At 37.8% G+C, this 17,743-nt stretch carries 19 protein-coding genes; 2 read left to right on the forward strand and 17 right to left on the reverse strand.

Going from position 1 to position 17,743, the window contains the following annotated elements; all coding sequences use genetic code 11:
• Window position 1 precedes the first annotated feature (1 nt).
• From LQ50_RS14725 to dppA, 5 genes are read right to left on the reverse strand one after another with little or no spacing between them, the layout of a single operon-like run.
• On the reverse strand, window positions 2-937 hold the full coding sequence (locus LQ50_RS14725) for an ABC transporter permease (protein ID WP_152608226.1): 936 nt from the start codon (window positions 935-937) through the stop codon (window positions 2-4).
• The gene (locus tag LQ50_RS14730) at window positions 922-2,025 is read right to left on the reverse strand and encodes a M42 family metallopeptidase (protein WP_052144781.1); all 1,104 of its coding nucleotides are present in this window, start codon (window positions 2,023-2,025) and stop codon (window positions 922-924) included. Before LQ50_RS14730 ends, LQ50_RS14725 begins: the two co-directional genes overlap by 16 nt.
• A 16-nt stretch (window positions 2,026-2,041) precedes the next feature.
• Window positions 2,042-3,022, reverse strand: a complete 981-nt coding sequence (locus LQ50_RS14735) for a C40 family peptidase (protein WP_052144782.1) — start codon at window positions 3,020-3,022, stop codon at window positions 2,042-2,044.
• Window positions 3,000-4,124, reverse strand: coding sequence for a dipeptide epimerase (locus tag LQ50_RS14740; protein ID WP_034630696.1), 1,125 nt, complete (start codon window positions 4,122-4,124; stop codon window positions 3,000-3,002). The genes LQ50_RS14735 and LQ50_RS14740 overlap by 23 nt, the downstream gene beginning before the upstream one ends.
• Window positions 4,125-4,143: 19 nt before the next feature.
• Window positions 4,144-4,965 (reverse strand): D-aminopeptidase DppA, encoded by an 822-nt coding sequence (dppA, locus tag LQ50_RS14745; RefSeq protein ID WP_034630698.1) that lies wholly within the window; start codon window positions 4,963-4,965, stop codon window positions 4,144-4,146.
• 181 nt (window positions 4,966-5,146) lie between these two features.
• Here dppA and LQ50_RS14750 point away from each other — a divergent pair, with 181 nt between their 5' ends.
• The gene (locus tag LQ50_RS14750; protein ID WP_052144783.1) at window positions 5,147-6,076 is read left to right on the forward strand and encodes a LysR substrate-binding domain-containing protein; all 930 of its coding nucleotides are present in this window, start codon (window positions 5,147-5,149) and stop codon (window positions 6,074-6,076) included.
• Window positions 6,077-6,182: 106 nt separating this feature from the next.
• Here the strand turns inward: LQ50_RS14750 and LQ50_RS14755 are convergent, their stop codons facing one another.
• From LQ50_RS14755 to LQ50_RS14780, 6 genes are all read right to left on the reverse strand, one after another.
• On the reverse strand, window positions 6,183-6,611 hold the full coding sequence (locus LQ50_RS14755) for a DUF4181 domain-containing protein (RefSeq protein WP_034630700.1): 429 nt from the start codon (window positions 6,609-6,611) through the stop codon (window positions 6,183-6,185).
• A 40-nt stretch (window positions 6,612-6,651) separates the two neighbouring features.
• A complete protein-coding gene (locus LQ50_RS14760) occupies window positions 6,652-7,116 on the reverse strand; it encodes a GNAT family N-acetyltransferase (protein ID WP_152608227.1) in 465 nt (154 codons plus the stop codon).
• Window positions 7,117-7,608: 492 nt separating this feature from the next.
• Entirely contained in the window at window positions 7,609-8,118 is a 510-nt protein-coding gene (locus LQ50_RS14765; RefSeq protein ID WP_034630706.1) for a hypothetical protein, read from the reverse strand.
• A 207-nt stretch (window positions 8,119-8,325) separates the two neighbouring features.
• A complete protein-coding gene (locus LQ50_RS14770; RefSeq protein ID WP_034630709.1) occupies window positions 8,326-8,679 on the reverse strand; it encodes a cupin domain-containing protein in 354 nt (117 codons plus the stop codon).
• A 67-nt stretch (window positions 8,680-8,746) separates the two neighbouring features.
• Window positions 8,747-8,986, reverse strand: coding sequence for a hypothetical protein (locus tag LQ50_RS14775; RefSeq protein WP_034630712.1), 240 nt, complete (start codon window positions 8,984-8,986; stop codon window positions 8,747-8,749).
• 376 nt (window positions 8,987-9,362) lie between these two features.
• Window positions 9,363-10,238: a serine hydrolase gene (locus LQ50_RS14780; protein ID WP_034630714.1), complete on the reverse strand. Its 876-nt coding sequence runs from the start codon at window positions 10,236-10,238 to the stop codon at window positions 9,363-9,365.
• Window positions 10,239-10,759: 521 nt separating this feature from the next.
• Between LQ50_RS14780 and LQ50_RS14785 the strand changes: the two genes are divergently transcribed.
• Window positions 10,760-11,200, forward strand: a complete 441-nt coding sequence (locus LQ50_RS14785; protein WP_052144784.1) for a response regulator — start codon at window positions 10,760-10,762, stop codon at window positions 11,198-11,200.
• A gap of 77 nt (window positions 11,201-11,277) precedes the next feature.
• Here the strand turns inward: LQ50_RS14785 and LQ50_RS14790 are convergent, their stop codons facing one another.
• From LQ50_RS14790 to LQ50_RS14815, 6 genes are all read right to left on the reverse strand, one after another.
• Window positions 11,278-13,323: a sensor histidine kinase gene (locus tag LQ50_RS14790; protein WP_034630717.1), complete on the reverse strand. Its 2,046-nt coding sequence runs from the start codon at window positions 13,321-13,323 to the stop codon at window positions 11,278-11,280.
• 182 nt (window positions 13,324-13,505) lie between these two features.
• The gene (locus tag LQ50_RS14795; protein ID WP_034630720.1) at window positions 13,506-14,132 is read right to left on the reverse strand and encodes a response regulator; all 627 of its coding nucleotides are present in this window, start codon (window positions 14,130-14,132) and stop codon (window positions 13,506-13,508) included.
• Between the two features lie 18 nt (window positions 14,133-14,150).
• On the reverse strand, window positions 14,151-15,260 hold the full coding sequence (locus tag LQ50_RS14800; RefSeq protein ID WP_034630723.1) for a sensor histidine kinase: 1,110 nt from the start codon (window positions 15,258-15,260) through the stop codon (window positions 14,151-14,153).
• A 69-nt stretch (window positions 15,261-15,329) separates the two neighbouring features.
• Window positions 15,330-16,016 (reverse strand): ABC transporter permease, encoded by a 687-nt coding sequence (locus LQ50_RS14805; protein ID WP_034630725.1) that lies wholly within the window; start codon window positions 16,014-16,016, stop codon window positions 15,330-15,332.
• Entirely contained in the window at window positions 16,013-16,747 is a 735-nt protein-coding gene (locus tag LQ50_RS14810) for an ABC transporter permease (RefSeq protein WP_034630728.1), read from the reverse strand. The genes LQ50_RS14805 and LQ50_RS14810 overlap by 4 nt, the downstream gene beginning before the upstream one ends.
• Entirely contained in the window at window positions 16,744-17,694 is a 951-nt protein-coding gene (locus tag LQ50_RS14815) for an ABC transporter ATP-binding protein (protein ID WP_034630730.1), read from the reverse strand. Before LQ50_RS14815 ends, LQ50_RS14810 begins: the two co-directional genes overlap by 4 nt.
• Between the last annotated feature and the right edge of the window lie 49 nt (window positions 17,695-17,743).

A 17,743-nucleotide genomic window follows, 5' to 3' on the forward strand; every position in this document is an offset into this window, starting at 1 on the left:
TTTACCCCTCCTTTTTGTGCAACTTAATTCTCGGATCAATAAGACCGTACACTAAATCTACGATAAACATCATCACAACCAATATAGTGCTATACACAACGGTTGTTGCCATGATCATGGGATAATCACGGTTGGAGATACTTTCAACAAAGTACCGACCTACCCCTGGTACAGCAAAAATCCGTTCAATAACAAAACTTCCGGTTAAAACCGACGCTGTTAATGCTCCCATAATCGTCACAACTGGTAATAAGGCATTACGCAGCGCATGCTTCATCACAATTCTAGTAGGAGATATTCCTTTTGCCTTCGCTGTTCGAATGTAATCTTGATTTAGCACTTCAAGCATATTGGAACGAGTCAAACGCGCAATGATAGCAATCGGACCTGATGACAGGGCCAATGCTGGCAAAATCACATGCCTCCATGTTCCCCAGCGAGCAACTGGAAAAAAGTCAAATTGTAAACCGATATACTTAATAAAAATCATTGCCAAAATAAAGTTTGGTATCGATATCCCGAGTACAGCAATAATCATTGTTACATAGTCAACCATTCTGTTATGCCTTAATGCCGCAATGACTCCTAAGATAATTCCTGATATCACACTAAAAATGAGCGTTGTAAACCCAAGAACAAGTGAAGCAGGAAATCCATTTGCGATCATGCTATCAACGGTCCGAGATCTCGATACCATCGATGGGCCAAAATCAAGGGTCGCCAAGTTTTTAATATAGTTAAAATATTGAATGTGTGTTGGTTGATCCAACCCATAGTGAATCAACAGATTTTGTCGTGCTTGTTCCGAAATACCACCTTCAGCATCAAAATCAAATGGGTCACCAGGCGCTGCGTGCATAAGGAAAAAAGTTAACGTGATGATGATTAATAACGTTACAATCATTGCCACAAATCGTTTGATTATAAAGACTCCCACTGGCTTCCCCCCTCTAATGATGTAATATAGTGAAATAACAGTAAAATGGTTTGAACGATATCATCTATAGAGGCCATTTCATGTGCATGAACATATCTTGTTGGGACAACAATCCCTCCTGAAGGAATTCCTCCACGCTCTAGATGAATCGTCGAAGCATCTGTCGTTCCACTAGGAAAAACCTCCAGTTGATATGGAATTCCTTGCGCCCTTGCCACCTTTTTTAAATGTCTAACTATTTCAGGCGAGGAGATCATGCCTAACCCTGTTGCAATCTTGTCCATTACTTTAATCCCTGGCCCCATATCTAGTTGAGAGATGTACTCATGGCTAGGTATCTGTGGTGTATCATTGGCCACTGTCACATCTAGAGCAATCGCACGATCTGGATTGATTTGATAAGCTGCTGCCTTTGCCCCGCGTGAACCAACCTCTTCTTGAACAGTAAACACCGCATACAGATCTGGTGTCTCTACGTCCATTTCATCACACAACTTCATCACTTCTAATAAGATCAAGACAAGAAGACGGTTATCCAACGCTTTCCCTATTATCCTATTACGACCTAGACGTTTACACTCATAGTCTAAAGCAACTGTATTTCCTACTTCGATTCCTAGATCCTTAGCTTCTTGTCTACTCGTCACACCAATATCAATAAAGAATTCTCTTAGAGGCGGGATCTCTACTATTGTTTTAGGGCGACCTGGATGAATGGTATTTATCAAACCCTCTACGAGCCCTTGATCTGTTTTGATAAGGCAGGTACGGGCAAAGAGATTTTGCGGCCTCACCCCTCCAATATTCTCAAAATAAAGAAAGCCTCTTTCATCGATATGACGGATCATAAGTCCAATTTCATCCATATGAGCAGCAATCATTAATTTGTGCTTTCCTGTTCCTTTTTTAAATCCAATCACATTTCCCAGCTGATCAATGGAAACACTTGTCGTATAAGGCGTTATCGATTCTTTCACTCGTTGTATAACGTCCATCTCATACCCAGAAACCCCATGGAGATCACACCACTCAAAAAGATGATCGAGTACATTTTGTTTCAGCGATTCTACGTTAATTGAGTTCTGCATATAGCCTCAACCCCTTCTAACAAGACACGCTATTTAGTTCATTAGCATAACGTCTTCCACCGATTAATTCTTCTTCATACGAACTGCCAGACAAGGGAATGATTTCGATCGATTTGCCTGTTTTAGGAGAATGAATCATATGATCATCTCCTGCATACATACCTACATGATGAACAGCTCCCTTTCCTTTCTCATAAGCAAAAAACAACAAGTCGCCAACTTGTAAATTCTCGCGTTCGATCACTTCCCCCCTATTTGCTTGATCACTTGCATCACGAGGAAGCGTTATACCAAAATAACGATAAACGGAATATACAAAGCCAGAACAATCAAACCCAAAGGCCGACATCCCTCCCCATAAATAAGGAAGTCCAACAAACGTTTTTGCTACATCAAGGATGGGCTTGTCCCTTTTCTTGACTAATTCTTCTTCTTGATCAACAATTCGGACATCACTAGCCTTTAGAAAACCATTCCCATGAGGCGTAGCCACTTCAACGAAATCCGTTGTATGCTTGACGACTGGCAATCGCGTTAAAAAACTTATAACTAGTCCATTGTCATCACTCTTTTTCTTCAACCCTTGCACTGTACTAGAGATTGTCACAATAGGAGAGATCACTTGAGCCATTTTGCTATTAGCAAAAATAGATGTTGGTGTTGATAGTTGTCTCATAGGGACCCAGCCAGGATAGCCTCGTTCATCTTTTCGACTTGGTTGAGTAGGAATGAGTACATGAGCCCATTGTTCTTTTTCTTCAAGAATAAATACTTCTGTCCCGTAAAGAAGTTGCGTTTGTACTAAATTATTCTTACAAAGAGCTAATTGCTCTTCATAGGTCGTACTTTTAATCCACCCCTCCATATCCACAGGGTTATTTAGCGCTAACTGATCAATATAACGAGGCGATGTAGGCTTTGTCCATACCGTTGCTACGGATACACAAACCATCATTTTCTTTAATGTCTTTTCTTTAACTGCTGGCTTCACGAACATCCCTCCTTTCTTCTTTCAGGGAACGAATTCCTAGCCCAGGATGATTAGGAATCTTAATCAAGTTCGAATCATAGGTTATTCCGCCATCGACCATCTTTTCTACTAACATCAGTGGCGCATCAAAATCGTACCGGGTAATATTTTGCTTGCTTGCAGCAAAGTGAGCGGCCGCAGTCACAGCTAAATGAGATTCGATCATGCTACCAACCATACATTCAACCCCACACTCCTGGGCAACTTGGTTAATAATAGATGCCTTAAAAATTCCACCCGATTTCATTAATTTAATATTGATAAAGTCCGCCGCCCTTAGCTTTAACACTTCAAGCGCATCCAAAGTGGAAAATACGGATTCATCGGCCATAATTGGTGTTAACACACTATCGGTCACTTTTTTTAATCCTTCGATGTCATGGGCGATAACGGGTTGTTCGATGATATCCAAATCTAGTCCCATATCTTCCATCTTCATAATGGCACGAATCGCTTCTTTGGCCTTCCAGCCTTGGTTGGCATCCACTCTTATTCGAATGTTTGAACCTATTTTCTCTCTGATCCCTTTTATTCTCAATATGTCTTTATCGATATCGTCTTTACCGACTTTGACTTTTAAAATACGAAATCCTTCGCTTACATATTCAAGAGCGTCCTCACTCATCTCTTCTGGTGAATTCACACTAACGGTATAATCCGTCTCCAATTCTAAAAACTCACCATCAGGTGCCTCTCCTCCGAGAAATTGATAAAGTGGGAGATTTTGATATTGTGCTAATACATCGAAAATGGCCATATCTACCGCAGCCTTAGCACTCGTATTTCGTACACATGTTTTATGTAAGATTTGAAACACAGATTCATAATTTAATATGTTTTTACCAAGCAGTGCAGGCTTGATTACTTGGAGAATCGTTGCCTCAATGCTCTCAATACCTTCCCCTGTAATCATCATCGTTGGGACTGCTTCTCCTACCCCAACCAATCCGTTACTCACATATAACTGCACAATGACCGATTCGGCGTGGTCAGTCGTTCGCAAAGCCGTTTTAAATGGTTTCTTTAAAAGAATAGTTTGGTGCTTTGTCGAAATATCCGTAATGAACATGTTGTCACTCCCTATATATCTAGCAAAATTTAGTTCTAGACGCCAACTCAGTCATAACGATCATTGCTTGATATGCCTCTATCATATCTTTTGCTTGAAAACGTACGGTTGTTCCTGATTCAATCTCCGTACCTGGCATTAAATTGGCCCATTCAGCTTGACCATAATTGGCAAATTCAATTCTTAAAACTGGATGTTTCGGTGCTTTGAGTGGCTTTACATGATGAATATTCGCTAAAGCCTCTTCTGTCTTTTCTTCTAGCAATTTTCTACTTTTTTCAGGTGGGAGACAAAGGGCGGCGGTACGCGATATCGCTTTTTTCACTGTCGCTGTCGTCACCCCTGGAATTAAGCTTTTTGCTTCAAAGGAGGCTTGATCATCTCCTGCCACCATAATGACAGGGACATCATAATGGCCTGCTACATATGCATTAAATCCCAGTTCCCCAATTATCGTTTCATTGATAAACATATTTCTAGCACCAAATGTCATGGAATGACTTAAGACCCCTTTCATAGAAGCCCTTGCATGATACCCAACAAATATGGCACCTGAAAATGAATCATCTAAACCTTCTACCATCGAAAGGGGCTTCACATCCCCAGAGATTAGTTGTGCTTCTGGATGCAACCTCTCAATAAGAATATTGTTCATTTTAGAGTGACTATCATTAACAATGATTTCCTTACAACCTTTTTTATGTAAAATGTTAATGACACTGTTAACTTCAGATGTCATGATTTCTTGTCCGCGTTTATAATTGTGCTTACTTGAATCGACAAACGTCTCATCAACTAATCCTGTAATTCCTTCCATATCGGCTGAGACAAATAGTTTCATATATACCTCCTTTTGAACTCTCAAAAAGACTTCCTCTTTACAGAAAAAAACAGTCGAAATTGCCTGAAACTTGCAACAATTATTGAATTGTCTATAATGTTAATTTATAATTAGTCCAAAGTCTAATAGATCTTTTCTATAGCAAGTTATATGAATTTTTTATGGGAGGTTATTTAATAAAGTGGATATAAAGCATATAGAAGCGTTTATTCAAGTAGCGAATACTGGGAGCTTTAGTAAAGCAGCCGAATATTTATACCTTACTCAACCTTCCATTAGTGCTAGAATAAAAACCCTTGAAAACGAAATTGGCTATCACTTATTTGAACGGTCTAATAAAGCCATCGTCCTTAACCAAGCTGGTCGCACATTTCTTCCATTCGCTGAAGAAGTGATTCGAAACTATCAAGAAGGAAAATTATCTGTTCATAGTACTAGAAATTCAGTATCTGGTGAGATTGAATTTGCAACCGTTAACATTGCATCAAATTATTTACTACCTCAAATTACTCAAAAATTTTACAAACAATATCCTAAAATTAAACTCGGGATTCACACGACCAGTTCACCTGAAGTATTAGATATGGTCCTTTCCCATGAAGTTCCGTTTGGAATTGCCCGAAGTGTGACACACCCAAAAGTTGAAAATATTCCCCTTATTGAAGATGAGCTAGTGGTAGCTGTCTATCCTGGACACCCCTTTTGCTCTTTAAAAAAAGTTAGCTTATCTAAAATTGCGAGCGAACCTATCATTTCCTTTAACCGCGGTACAGTTGATTGGTCTCTTATTCAAAGCGCCTTTCAAAAATACCATTTAGAACCAAATATTGTTTTAGAGATTGATAATATCGAGGCCATGAAACAGATGGTGAAACAAAAGCTCGGCATAACATTATTATCCCGATTTACACTCGAAGAAGAAATTCGTAATGAATCGCTTTATTCCATCAACATTCAAGAATCGTTACATGTCGGCCGAAACCTTGATCTTTTGTTCTTAAAAGGAAAGCAGCCTGATGGATTAAGCCAAATGTACTTAACGTACTTATTAAATCATTTCCATAAATCCGAACCGAAAGAATTTAAATTTATAAAAGCAGCAAAAAGGTAAGTCCAATGAATTTAACGTACCAACCCTATTTAAGTTAACACCACAAATAGCATACAAAAACGGACAGATTTCAATTTGAAAATCAGTCCGTTTTCCCTTAAAATTTTTAAACTAATCCAAAAAAACCCGTCTTGTATAATGTAAAGAACAATATAAGCAAAAAGATTAATTGACTAATTGTAAATTTATAAGCATTAGGATTTTCTGCATACTTTCGCTCCATAACTGCTCTTACCATTTCTGAAACAACAATAAAAACAAATAAGATAAACCACGGCTGTAAAAACCAAATCATTTCCGTAGGTCCTCTCATGAGGGTAATAACATACCCTAACAAGATCACAACTATTGTCAAAACCCTAATTATCCAATCAATTTTTTTATGTTGCTCGTTAACATGGTTATATGAAAGAAACTTCTTTTTCTCAACTTTTAGCCATTTCCTCATGATGGAATTAAACAAGTACAACAAAAGTAATATAATAGCTAATAACCATATAATATTTAGCCAGAAAGTAGGTTCGTCATCAAACATAGATCAATCCTCCCGTGATTCCACATGGCCCATAAACCATTTACACTTGAGTATTCAGCCTTTTTTTAAAGCCTAACTGTTTTTGGTATCCAAACTTTTCATAAAAGCTATGTGCATCATCTCTATTCTGATTAGAGACGAGAATTACATAGTTGCATTTGTTTCTATTTCCAAATTCCTCAAGGGACCTCATGAGCATTTGTCCAATGCCTTTACCTCTACAAGAAGGTGCAACTACTACATTTTCAACTAATAAAAATGTATTACAGTTACCTACTAAGTCGTTACATAAAATCCCCATAGCAGTCCCAACAACAGCTTCATTTTCTACTGCAACAACCACAAAATAATTGGGGTTATTTGAGATAATTTCAAATTGTTCCTTCATAGAATACTGATTTGTTTTATGCTCAGTCAGCTCTACAAAAAGCTCTGATAAAGAAGATAAATCGCTAAGTTCAGCTCTACGAATTTTGCAATTTATAGATCTTAAGACGTTCTTTATTCAGTAAAACTCACTCATTTTTTAATAGCAATCATATTAAAAAAGCAAGTAATAAATCGATGAAAGAACACCCAAAACGAAATAAATTGAAAGAGGAATGAAAACAATTAAACTCGGTATTCTTAACTCATTTTTATTTTTTATATTAAAATATAGAAATAAGAGAATTATTGCTAGGATAATTAAAGTTATTTTCCTCACCTCAATCCTTAATTTATTAATGCAATATAATCAACTAATCCCCAAAATGTTAGCAATAACATTCCAATTATCAATCCGAATATAAAAATCATTACATATTTATTGATTCTTTTGAAGGTATTCATATATACCCCCTATCTCCAGCTATATCTAAAACTAAGTCTTTGTTTTTATTCATCTACTTCTTCCTTTATTCAGATAAAACTTCTAGGCTATTTAAAATCATTGACATCTCAACCTTTTATTTCAATTTGCCAAGTTTCCTCTTCATTTAGTTATATCCATTATATGTTAATTTAATGGATGTTCAATCTTTTCATTTAATGCCATAGCTTGTCTCATAAATGAATCCATATTGGTACTTATAGTAATATTTATTCCTAATCCAACTTCACGAAGTGTCTTCCTTAAGTCTTCAAAGTTCTGCTTATCCTCTTCAGTTAAAACAGCAAAGCTATATAATTCATCATTTGGATATTGATTTAATTTGAAATATAATTGTTCAAGAATTTCCTTGTCCCTTTTAGAAAGCATTCCTAACTGCTTTCCAGTAGTCATTCCAAGCCAAATCCCGTTTAAGACATCGCCTAATTCAGTTGTAACCAAGTTAGGTTCAGACCAATTATCATCCATCTGGTTAGCAATCAAGCCTTCCAATTCTACTAAATTACTTTGGACTTCTGTAACAAGAACTTGCTCCTTTACGAAGTTCATCTTTATAATTCCCCAAGCTACAATTACCAAGAGTAATATATTTAACACTATTGAAATTCGGAAAAAGAATTCTCTTTTTTTACTCAATGAAACTCCTCCATTGTTTATATAGTTAATCATTAGAAGCCAACGTGCTTATTGAAGAAGCAGTTGCCCTTTTCTGCTAGCTCGTTAATTAGAAGCAGAAGGGACGGATCTGTCGCTTCCTATTTATAAAGAATTTAATACGAAGCATGCGAACCGTCCTGATATTTCCATATCTCCTTATTTCTTAAAGCCTTTGAACAAAAGCTATTACCTGGCTGACATAAATGATAATGGATTTAATTCTTCACTCTCAATAACAATAGCAGTCAACCCTGTATCAGTTTTAGTTTCATGCCATTCATCTTTTTTCCAAAATACAGCGTCTCCAAATTGAACTTTGACGTATTCTTTTTTGTCACCACAAACAAAACCTTCTCCATTAAGAATGAAAAGAAGTTGAGGCACTACTGCCTGATGATAACCGATAATTCCGTTCTCTTCTAAGTACATACAACCTATGTGGGTTGGATTCTCTGTTTGTATAATACGGGACATTATAAAATTTGAATTGAATTTTGAAATCTTCTTACCCGTTTCTTTATTAAATTGATAAATCTCCATCTTTTCCCTCCTGTACAATGATAATAAAGATGGTTATTTAAGCATCCTAGAACGCACCCATGCTTGTTTAAGAACAGCACATCACTGCTTGATTCAAATCATTCTCTTTAATTAAAACATTACCACTATCATCAATAATAAAATCAATTTTGGCATTTGATAATCTTTGTATCGCTGAATCAATGGTTTCTTGAGAACTTGTTGATGAATCAACCCATATTGCGTTATATGTTTTTTGTTGTATATTACAACCATTCATCATTACCGAAAGAACTAGTAAGATAAATACTGTAGATTTTAATTTCATTTAATAATCTCCTATATCATTAGCAATGTATTTTTCATTTAATATCCTCCCTACTTATGCACAAGCTGGGGCGTTTGGTCACACAAAAGAGACCTCTGTTCCGCTCCGACACTCTTCCGGTCCTCTGATCCCTTATTTCTCTATAATCGATCTTTTTCTCGAAGGAGACGGATCTCTGTTCCGTTATTTTGCTAATTAGGTATTGTATTATTGCGCTTTTGCTCAAATAAGGGATCCCTGTTCCGCTTCATGCGCAAGATGGGGGTTTTGGTCACACATAACGGATCCCTGTTCCGCCCACACACTCTTCCAACCCTCAGATCCCTTTGTTATATGCTGATTTCTCTACCCAAACTCCACCCCATTAAAAATCGCCCTAACTCCCCATAAAATAATCATATGCAGCTTTTGAAATCTCACCTATTTCTTGGTCTCCACCTTCAGTAGAATGATGATCCGATGAAAAAACTGAAATGATGTACGTTCCTTTATCATTCGGTAAAAAAACAATCCCGCAATCGTTCAGATAGTGATCAAGAGACCCAGTCTTATGAGCAATCTTCGTACCTTCAGGCAGCAGCAATGGAAGCCGATTTTGAATTCTTTGCTTCAATAATATATCTAGCATCATATTCGTATTCGTCTCATTCAAAAGATCATAGTTTAAAAGCTTCTCTAAAAGGAGGTTCATTTCATTTGCTGTAGATACACTACACTTCTTTGTTCGTTCAAAGACAACACTTTTCCGATCAAACTCGCCGTTTTTTAAATTAGTAAGCACTTCATCATAGTGAGAGCGTTCGTCTAATCCGACACTTAAACGCAGTAAATCATAACAAGAATGCTTAATTGTTGTATGCTTTAGTCCAAGCATTTCCATATGCTGTTGAACGTTGTCTAATCCGACCATCTGTAATAATTTATCTGTAGCGAGATTATCACTCACAATAATCATCAAAAGGGCCAAATCTTTAACTGAGACATCCGCTCCGTAATCAAGCTCTTGTAAAATCCCTGATCCGGGGACATAATCACCCTTCTTAATCTTCACCCTTGTATCTAATCTAAGATGATTTGATTCTACTTGTTTTAACAAAGTCACTAAGATCGGAATCTTAAACACACTAGCCTGTTGAAATATTTTGTCTCCATTTACAATGGCTACCTCAGATGTCTCCAAATGTTTAATAGAAACACCATATGTCGCTGTCGACTTATGAATGATTTCATCAATGCAACCTTGTAAGCTCATTTGATCACTCCATTTCCGCGTTGTCTCCTGCTTTTCCTATTTCTTTCGTTATGTAGATAGGAAAGACCTTTATTTCCCTTCACCGTGCTACTTCCCTAAACAAAAAATACCTCTTACGTATTTAACCGTAAGAGGCATGTATCCTTAATAATATAAACCAGATTTTAGAATTTTCTTGGCATGTCTTTCTTGAGATTTAACAAGAGTATCCAACAAATTAGATAAGAATTTCATTTAAATTCCTTCTTTCATGTTTAAATGTACGTTCATTATGCCAATTTATTGAAATTTCATCAAAACTCAAATAGAAGCAAGAAAACGGAAACAAATGAAATGAAAGCGCAAAGCATCAACCTCTTTCTGTAAATATTGCCATTTTTCACTTCGGTTTTTAATAAAATACAACATTCCCACCATTCCAATCGGGTGATTATTCGTGACTTTTTACCAAAGTTTGTTAAAATAGGAAATAAGTTATTTCGATCCACTAAATAACAACGATCAAACTAGTGAGGTACATGATGGATAAGCATTGTAAAATTTTTATCGTTGACGACGAAATCCTATTCGCCGATGCATTAACCACCATCCTTAATCTTGAGGAAGATATGGAAGTCATCGGCAGTGCCTCTAATGGGCTCGAAGCACTTGAACAAATGTCTGAATGTCTGCCAGATGTGGTATTGACAGATATCCAAATGCCCTTAATGAACGGAATACAATTGATCAAAGAAGTAAAAGAAAGGTTTCCACAGCTAATCGTTCTTATTTTAACGACCTTTAATGAAGAAAAGTACATAGTTGAAGGCCTAGCCTACGGGGCAAGTGGGTATCTTTTAAAAGGGGAAAATTATAAAGAACTCGCTCAATCCATTCGCGACACAAAAGAAGGTCGTTCTGTCTTACCAACAGAAGCAACAGAAAAACTGACCCACTATTTATCGAAACATAATAAGAAATAAAATCATAGGCCAACCATCAATCCCATCATACTAGATGAAGAGGTGATGCCCCTCCTTTGGGCACTACCTCTCTGTAGTCATTTCTCTTCCTTCATAGGCAGCGTAAAGTAAAACGTGCTTCCTTTTCCCTTTATACTGGTCACACCAACTACACCACCGTGTTTATGGATAATTTCTTTTGCGATCGTCAGTCCAAGTCCTGTCCCGTCCTTTTGGTGAGGTTGTTCCCGGTAAAATCGATTAAACACGAATGGGATATTCTCTGCCTCTATACCAACCCCATAATCTTCCACCTCTACTTGCACATAACCCTTACTTCCTTTATATTTCGTCATTACTCTCAGTTCTACTTTATTAACGTTCTTACTATATTTCACTGCATTAAAGATAAAGTTACTAAGAACTTGCATCAACCGCTGTTGGTCAGCCTCAATATAGATGCTATCATACTGCGCCCCTACCATATTTGTAAAAGACAACATGAACTGTTGGTTGTTAAGTTCATGAGAGAAAACCTTCCAGACGTCTTCCATAAATTTCTTAACATTAACGTTTTTCTTCAACATGACATATTCCTTCGATTCCAACTTGGATAGCTCAAATAAGTCCTGAACGAGACGCTTCATGTAATCGGATTTCTGAATCATTTGCTCATAGAGCTGTTCATTTGGAGCAACATACCCTTCTTTCATAAGAGAAAGCTGTGTTTTGATCGCAATGATAGGCGACCCTAAATCATGTGCAATGAAAGCAAGCATCTCTGCTCGGCTATTATTCAGTTCTTCTAATCTCTTATTCGTTTGACCGAGCTTTTCTGTCCGTTCAATGACTTTACTTTCTAATGTAGCATTTGATTTCACTAATGTTTGAGTGAGTTCTCGGTTTTCTTCATACAACTTCGTATAACGGTCAGACTTGATGATCCCTTGTAACATCAAGAAAAACAGAGTGCTATAGCCTAACATCGGAATCGTTTGTAAGCTTTGCGTATAAGACAAAATATCGTTTATACTCGCAAATGTTAGAAGTATGATTCCAAATACATTTAATTTGGCTCCTTCTCTACCTTCCGCTAATGCTTTTAATCCAACGACAAATATAAAATAAAACAAAATCAAACCAAGTGGTATCATAGATACGGTTAACGTGCTCGTATATATATACATCGGAGCAAAAAGATAATACAACACTAGAATACCAATCATTGCATAGGCTAAATTTAGTACGTGTTTATTTACTTCTTTTGGATACATTTTATACATTAAACTTACTAGAAAAAATAACCCTACAACTTCACATAAATACTCAACTCTCGTCATCAGTGTCCATGGCACCGTTGGAAACAATAAATAAAATAGATATTCACAAAGAAGCATATTTCGTAGCGCAGCTAATAGACCAATCATCCCAATATAGAAAAACGTGATGTCATTTTTACTAACCCCAAACATCACTAAATGATAAATTCCTATAAATAAGAAGCCACCTATTAGCAAAAGATCGATGGCCAAGTTTTTCACTATGTAATTGGTAATGGCTGTCCGACTGCCTGTTAGTACGTCCCCGAAAATGCCGCCTTCTCGAAACTCATGATTGGATACTTGTATAATGACTTCTACCTGTTCTTGATCTGGTTCAAAATAAATAAAGTTGCTTTTTAATAAAGGGATTTCTCCTTCTTTATTGCTCGAAACCTCTCCAACCTCATCTAGTAACACTCCATCCACCCAAACCTTATAAGCAACACCAATATACCCTAAATAGAAAGCTTGTTTCTCACCCATCAGATCCTCTGGATAAACAAGTTGCAATCGATATGTACCATATCCAATGCTATTATTCTCATGTTCTTTGATCGTATCCACCCAAGAACGAGGCGTTTTCAAATAAATCGGATTAAGAGCAGTCATCAGGAAATCATCTGGTTCCAAGAGCTCCTTCCAATGAAACTCCCAGTCTCCTGTTACGTTATAAATTTGATCCTTTTGAATCGCATCAAGCTGAGCAACCCCTTGTCGAACCACTACATCTTCTATAGCTTCATTATGTTTAAAAATCAAGGCCAAAAAAAGCAAGAAAAACGTAAGCAACAGCAAAACCATCAATCTCACCTTGGACTTCATTTACATTCTCCTCTGTAAATTGGGGGATGGCACGAATAGACTCCACAATCTGTTTAACGTCTTGTTAACTTCTTTACTTACCAGAGCTATTCCTTCATTTCCATCTTACTTTCTCCTTGTTTCTACCAATATTGTATAATTTGATCTATAAATATACAAAGCTATTTTTTATTTTCTCCACTTCAACGATCCATGGTGGAATTGTATTTTTTCCAATAGTGAATAGCTAGCTGAGTTCGATCACGAAGCTCGAGTTTCTCTAAGATAATGGACAGTGTATTGCGGACAGTGCCTTCTGTAATATATAACTGTTCAGAAATTTCACGATTGGATAGTCCCTGAGCTACAAGTGCTGCAATATCTTTTTCCCGAGGTGTTAATTGTTCTAGCTCTTCTCTTTCGGCAGGCTGAGTTAATTGCTTCAGGACCGTAGCATCAAGCACCGTCGAGCCTGAAACGAGCGCTCGCAACTGCTGCGCCATGCTAGATACCTTCGTCGATTTAATTAAATAGCCCTCCGCCCCAGCTAATATCGCTAATCGTATGTTTTTTTCATCCTTGAATGTTGAAAGCATCATCACCTGAATATTAGGCCATTGTTGTTTAATTTGGCGAGTCGCCTGAATTCCGTCCATAACTGGCATTTGAATGTCCATCAAAAGGACGTTCGGCACAAGTTCGCGGCAGGAAGTAATTGCTTCGGCTCCATTATTAGCGGTACCAATAACCTCCATGTCACACTCCCTAGACAGGAGCACTTTAAGACTTTGACATACTAACGGATCATCATCAACAATCAGGATTTTCATCGGTCAGCTCTCCTTTTTCTAAACATGATTTTTCTCGAGTGGCAGCACACAAATCAACAAAAATCCATTCGATGTGTCAGTAGATATACTTCCTCCAACAGCCTTTGCTCGGTAGCGCAAATTCCTGAGGCCCATTCCAACTTCTTGTCGGCTACCACCCATACTAGGTGCTCCGTCATTATGGACAGATAACCGTAAAATGTGTGGACCAATATCTAATGAAATCAATACTTTTGTTGGGTTAGCATGCCGGATAATATTGGTTAGACTTTCCTTTAAACAAGGATAGAGAATGCTCCATAAGTGGGCGTCCACTTTGGATGTGTCTCCAAAAACTTGGAAACTGATCGGACAGAGTGTAAATTGATCGCTTATTTCTTGCATGCCCTCTATTCCTAATTCTTTTACAGGCTTTAAATTATGGACGGTTTCTCTTAAGTAGACGGCACTATTGGATAGACGCTGCTGTGCTTGAGAGAACATCTCTTTGGCTAATGGATCGTCTTCCTCCCATAATTGTTCAAACGCTTGAAGCGCTAACACAGAAGCAGTGAGCTCATGTCCAACGTCATCGTGCAATTGTTGAGCGATACGGTTTCTTTCCGCTAACTCAGCCAAACGCGCCCCTTGAACATTAGCTAATAGAAGTTCCTCTTTCAGATTTTCCAATTCATAACGATCTCTTCTCTGATGATCAGCTTCTTGTTGATATAGCTTCCTTTCGTTCGCCCAGCCTCCCAGAATCGCTCCAGACAATCCAGCTTGTATTAGTACAGCCACTAGAAGAAGCGATGTTTCCGAATAAAGCAAAACAAAAATTAATATAGGAAGAGCTAACCAAATCTTTCTTTTGTACATGCCCTCAAATAGCGGCATGGCCAATGCGAAAGAAGCCAATGGACTATACATAATAAACATGAAACATACTGCCTGATCGAGAAAAACCGTCCAACCTGTCAGCTGAAAGCGCCAACGAGCTAGTGTCATAATAGCGATAAACAGCAGAAGGATTACCCCTGCTTTGCCACCATCGCTTTGCAGCCACAATAGACAAAGTAGAAGTAATCCAACGAAGCGCCAAAGGATTGTTGCCGTTTCAGAAGACCAATTTTCTCTTTTATTTCTCATTCGTGCACACATCCTTATTGGTACTTTCCTTATCATATCAGATTAATGAGTGAACGTTAGAACCGGGCCTTATGTGAACCTTCTTCGGCTCCCTATTAAAAGGAAAGCGATACAAAAGAGGAACATGATCACTAAAGATGTGACAAGATCAGCTAGAGGGGCTTGATACGCTACAAGCAGCGTTCCTTCTGCCACCCAATAGGTTGGCAATAACATGACCACTCGCTGAATTGATTCTGGCATGACCTCAACTGGCCACATCATCCCTCCTAGCATAGCCATGACCATGATGAGCCCGCCTAGAACACTAAAGGCCGCCTCCTTATTCCGAAATAAGGAATACCACGCTAAGGAAAAACCTAAAGCCGTCATCGAATATATCGTATATATCATAAACAGAAGGATCGGCGACGGAAGACTTTCTCCATGAACAAGAACGCCTAAAAGGACAAACACAAGATTTACAACCGTCAAAATCAAAGAATACGCCAATAAATTTTGCCATAAATATTGAAAATGGGTGATCGGCGCTACACTTAGCCGCAATAATGTTTTATTCGTTCGATCTTCTAAAATAATTCCCCCTAGCCTAGCTGCAATGAACATCAATAAGATGCCATAGTAGTGAAATCCTAACGGCATCGGAGGCCAATCTCCTTGTGGAAGAAAGACTGCCGCTACAGGAAAGAACATTAAAAACAAGAAATTTGATTTTTTTTGAAAGAAACGTTTAAACACAAAGATAAAGATCGTCATACAAGCTTCCGCCTTCCATAATAGGCAGCCAAACATGCTAACGCAATCGATAAAGCGATTAATATCACAAAGCTGATGATCGCTTTCTCTATATTTTCTCCTGTCATGATGGCATAAATCATATTTTGTCCAAGAGAAACAGGGTTGCCATAAGTCGATACGAACCAAAATGGGGCGCTATTAGGCAGTGGAAACCAGACCTCTGCTAGCATCAAGCATGCGATACCGAAACCTGTTCCGAGTCGTTCGGCCGTTTTATAATTTTTCATCGCTAATACGAAGTTGACATACACCAATTGAATAACAACAGACACTGCTATAAGGGCAAGTAAAACGAAACCCAAATTTCCCCATTGCACATTGTAAAAAATCAGTGTATAGATCACAATGACAAAGCTTTGGAACACATTAAATAAAGCGCTCGTTAATATAATAGAATAAGCATGAGTGTGAGCATGAAATGGCAGAGAGTACATTCTCCATTTCATTGAAGACATAAGATCTCCTTTAATATACTCCATTGTATAAAACCCACCAAACATCAGAAATGCAAACATCATCGTAACTGCCACTTCATCCTTCATCAGGATGCCACTCTCTTCATTTACTGCGTTATCGGCAATTAAGCCTAGCACCGTAATAAGTGCAATAGGAGTTAACATTAAGATAGCCATGCCCACGTAATTTCTAAACATTCGGCGAAGCATAAAATAACTTGACTTTAAAATCATTTGTCTTCCTCTCCTCCATCACGCAGACTTTTTCCAGTAAGGGTTAAAAAGACATCTTCCAAGGTTGGCTTCTCCGCTTGGACCGAATGAATTCCTCCAAAGTCTTTAGCAATAGAAAGAGCACGATCGAGGTTTCCAGCTCCTACTTGAGAAATAATATGAATAGCCTTGTTGTTTTGAGTTACTTGTTTTACTCCCTCTAGCTTGCGAAGCTTTTCTAAAAGAAGCTCCGTTGGTTCTGCTACCTCCAGTTCAATCTTTTCCTCATGCTGAATCTTTTTCACGAGCTCATCAATTGTTCCCTCAGCAATGACATGTCCTTGATCCATAATAACGACACGAGAAGCAAGATGTTGGACTTCCTCCATATAATGAGTCGTGTATAGAATTGTCGTTCCTTGCTTGTTCAACTTTCGAATCGTTTCTAAAATATGATTACGAGATTGAGGATCTATCCCTACCGTCGGTTCATCCATAATAAGAAATTTCGGTCTATGGATAAGAGCACAAGCGATGTTTAAACGTCTTTGCATCCCTCCTGAGAACTTCGTTGGAAGCTTATTAGCATGTTCTCTTAGGCCAACAAATTCAAGTGTTTGCTCTACTCTATTTTTTAGTTCCGTCCCTTTTAGACCATAAATCCCTCCGAAGAACTCAAGGTTTTCTTTTGCTGTTAAATCTGTAAACACCGTAATATCCTGTGTGACAAGACCAATTTGTTTCTTGATTTCCTTGAGGTGTTTCTGTTGTGTTTTTTGAAAGATTTCAATTTCTCCTGAGTCAAAACCGATAATCCCTGCTAGTGCGTGAATCAAAGTCGTTTTCCCCGCACCATTTGGTCCTAACAACCCTAATATCTCACCTTCACCAATCGTTAAATCTACATGATCTAAGCTCAAGTGAGAGCCGTATCTTTTCACTATATCTTTCATATGGACAATAGCCATCTTATTTCCTCCTTCAATCTCTGATTAGTTATCATCATAATTCGTTCAA

Source organism: Halalkalibacter okhensis (genome assembly GCF_000787375.1).
Classification (GTDB): domain Bacteria; phylum Bacillota; class Bacilli; order Bacillales; family Bacillaceae_D; genus Halalkalibacter; species Halalkalibacter okhensis.

Bases quoted from the DNA above. Each gene is read 5' to 3' on its own strand.
- LQ50_RS14785 (WP_052144784.1), top strand. From the start codon at position 10,760: ATGGATAAGCATTGTAAAATTTTTATCGTTGACGACGAAATCCTATTC.
- LQ50_RS14790 (WP_034630717.1), bottom strand. From the start codon at position 13,323: ATGAAGTCCAAGGTGAGATTGATGGTTTTGCTGTTGCTTACGTTTTTC.
- LQ50_RS14755 (WP_034630700.1), bottom strand. From the start codon at position 6,611: ATGTTTGATGACGAACCTACTTTCTGGCTAAATATTATATGGTTATTA.
- LQ50_RS14780 (WP_034630714.1), bottom strand. From the start codon at position 10,238: ATGAGCTTACAAGGTTGCATTGATGAAATCATTCATAAGTCGACAGCG.
- LQ50_RS14730 (WP_052144781.1), bottom strand. From the start codon at position 2,025: ATGCAGAACTCAATTAACGTAGAATCGCTGAAACAAAATGTACTCGAT.
- LQ50_RS14815 (WP_034630730.1), bottom strand. From the start codon at position 17,694: ATGGCTATTGTCCATATGAAAGATATAGTGAAAAGATACGGCTCTCAC.
- LQ50_RS14795 (WP_034630720.1), bottom strand. From the start codon at position 14,132: ATGAAAATCCTGATTGTTGATGATGATCCGTTAGTATGTCAAAGTCTT.
- LQ50_RS14735 (WP_052144782.1), bottom strand. From the start codon at position 3,022: ATGTTCGTGAAGCCAGCAGTTAAAGAAAAGACATTAAAGAAAATGATG.
- LQ50_RS14740 (WP_034630696.1), bottom strand. From the start codon at position 4,124: ATGTTCATTACGGATATTTCGACAAAGCACCAAACTATTCTTTTAAAG.
- LQ50_RS14770 (WP_034630709.1), bottom strand. From the start codon at position 8,679: ATGGAGATTTATCAATTTAATAAAGAAACGGGTAAGAAGATTTCAAAA.
- dppA (WP_034630698.1), bottom strand. From the start codon at position 4,965: ATGAAACTATTTGTCTCAGCCGATATGGAAGGAATTACAGGATTAGTT.
- LQ50_RS14775 (WP_034630712.1), bottom strand. From the start codon at position 8,986: ATGAAATTAAAATCTACAGTATTTATCTTACTAGTTCTTTCGGTAATG.
- LQ50_RS14805 (WP_034630725.1), bottom strand. From the start codon at position 16,016: ATGACGATCTTTATCTTTGTGTTTAAACGTTTCTTTCAAAAAAAATCA.
- LQ50_RS14800 (WP_034630723.1), bottom strand. From the start codon at position 15,260: ATGAGAAATAAAAGAGAAAATTGGTCTTCTGAAACGGCAACAATCCTT.
- LQ50_RS14810 (WP_034630728.1), bottom strand. From the start codon at position 16,747: ATGATTTTAAAGTCAAGTTATTTTATGCTTCGCCGAATGTTTAGAAAT.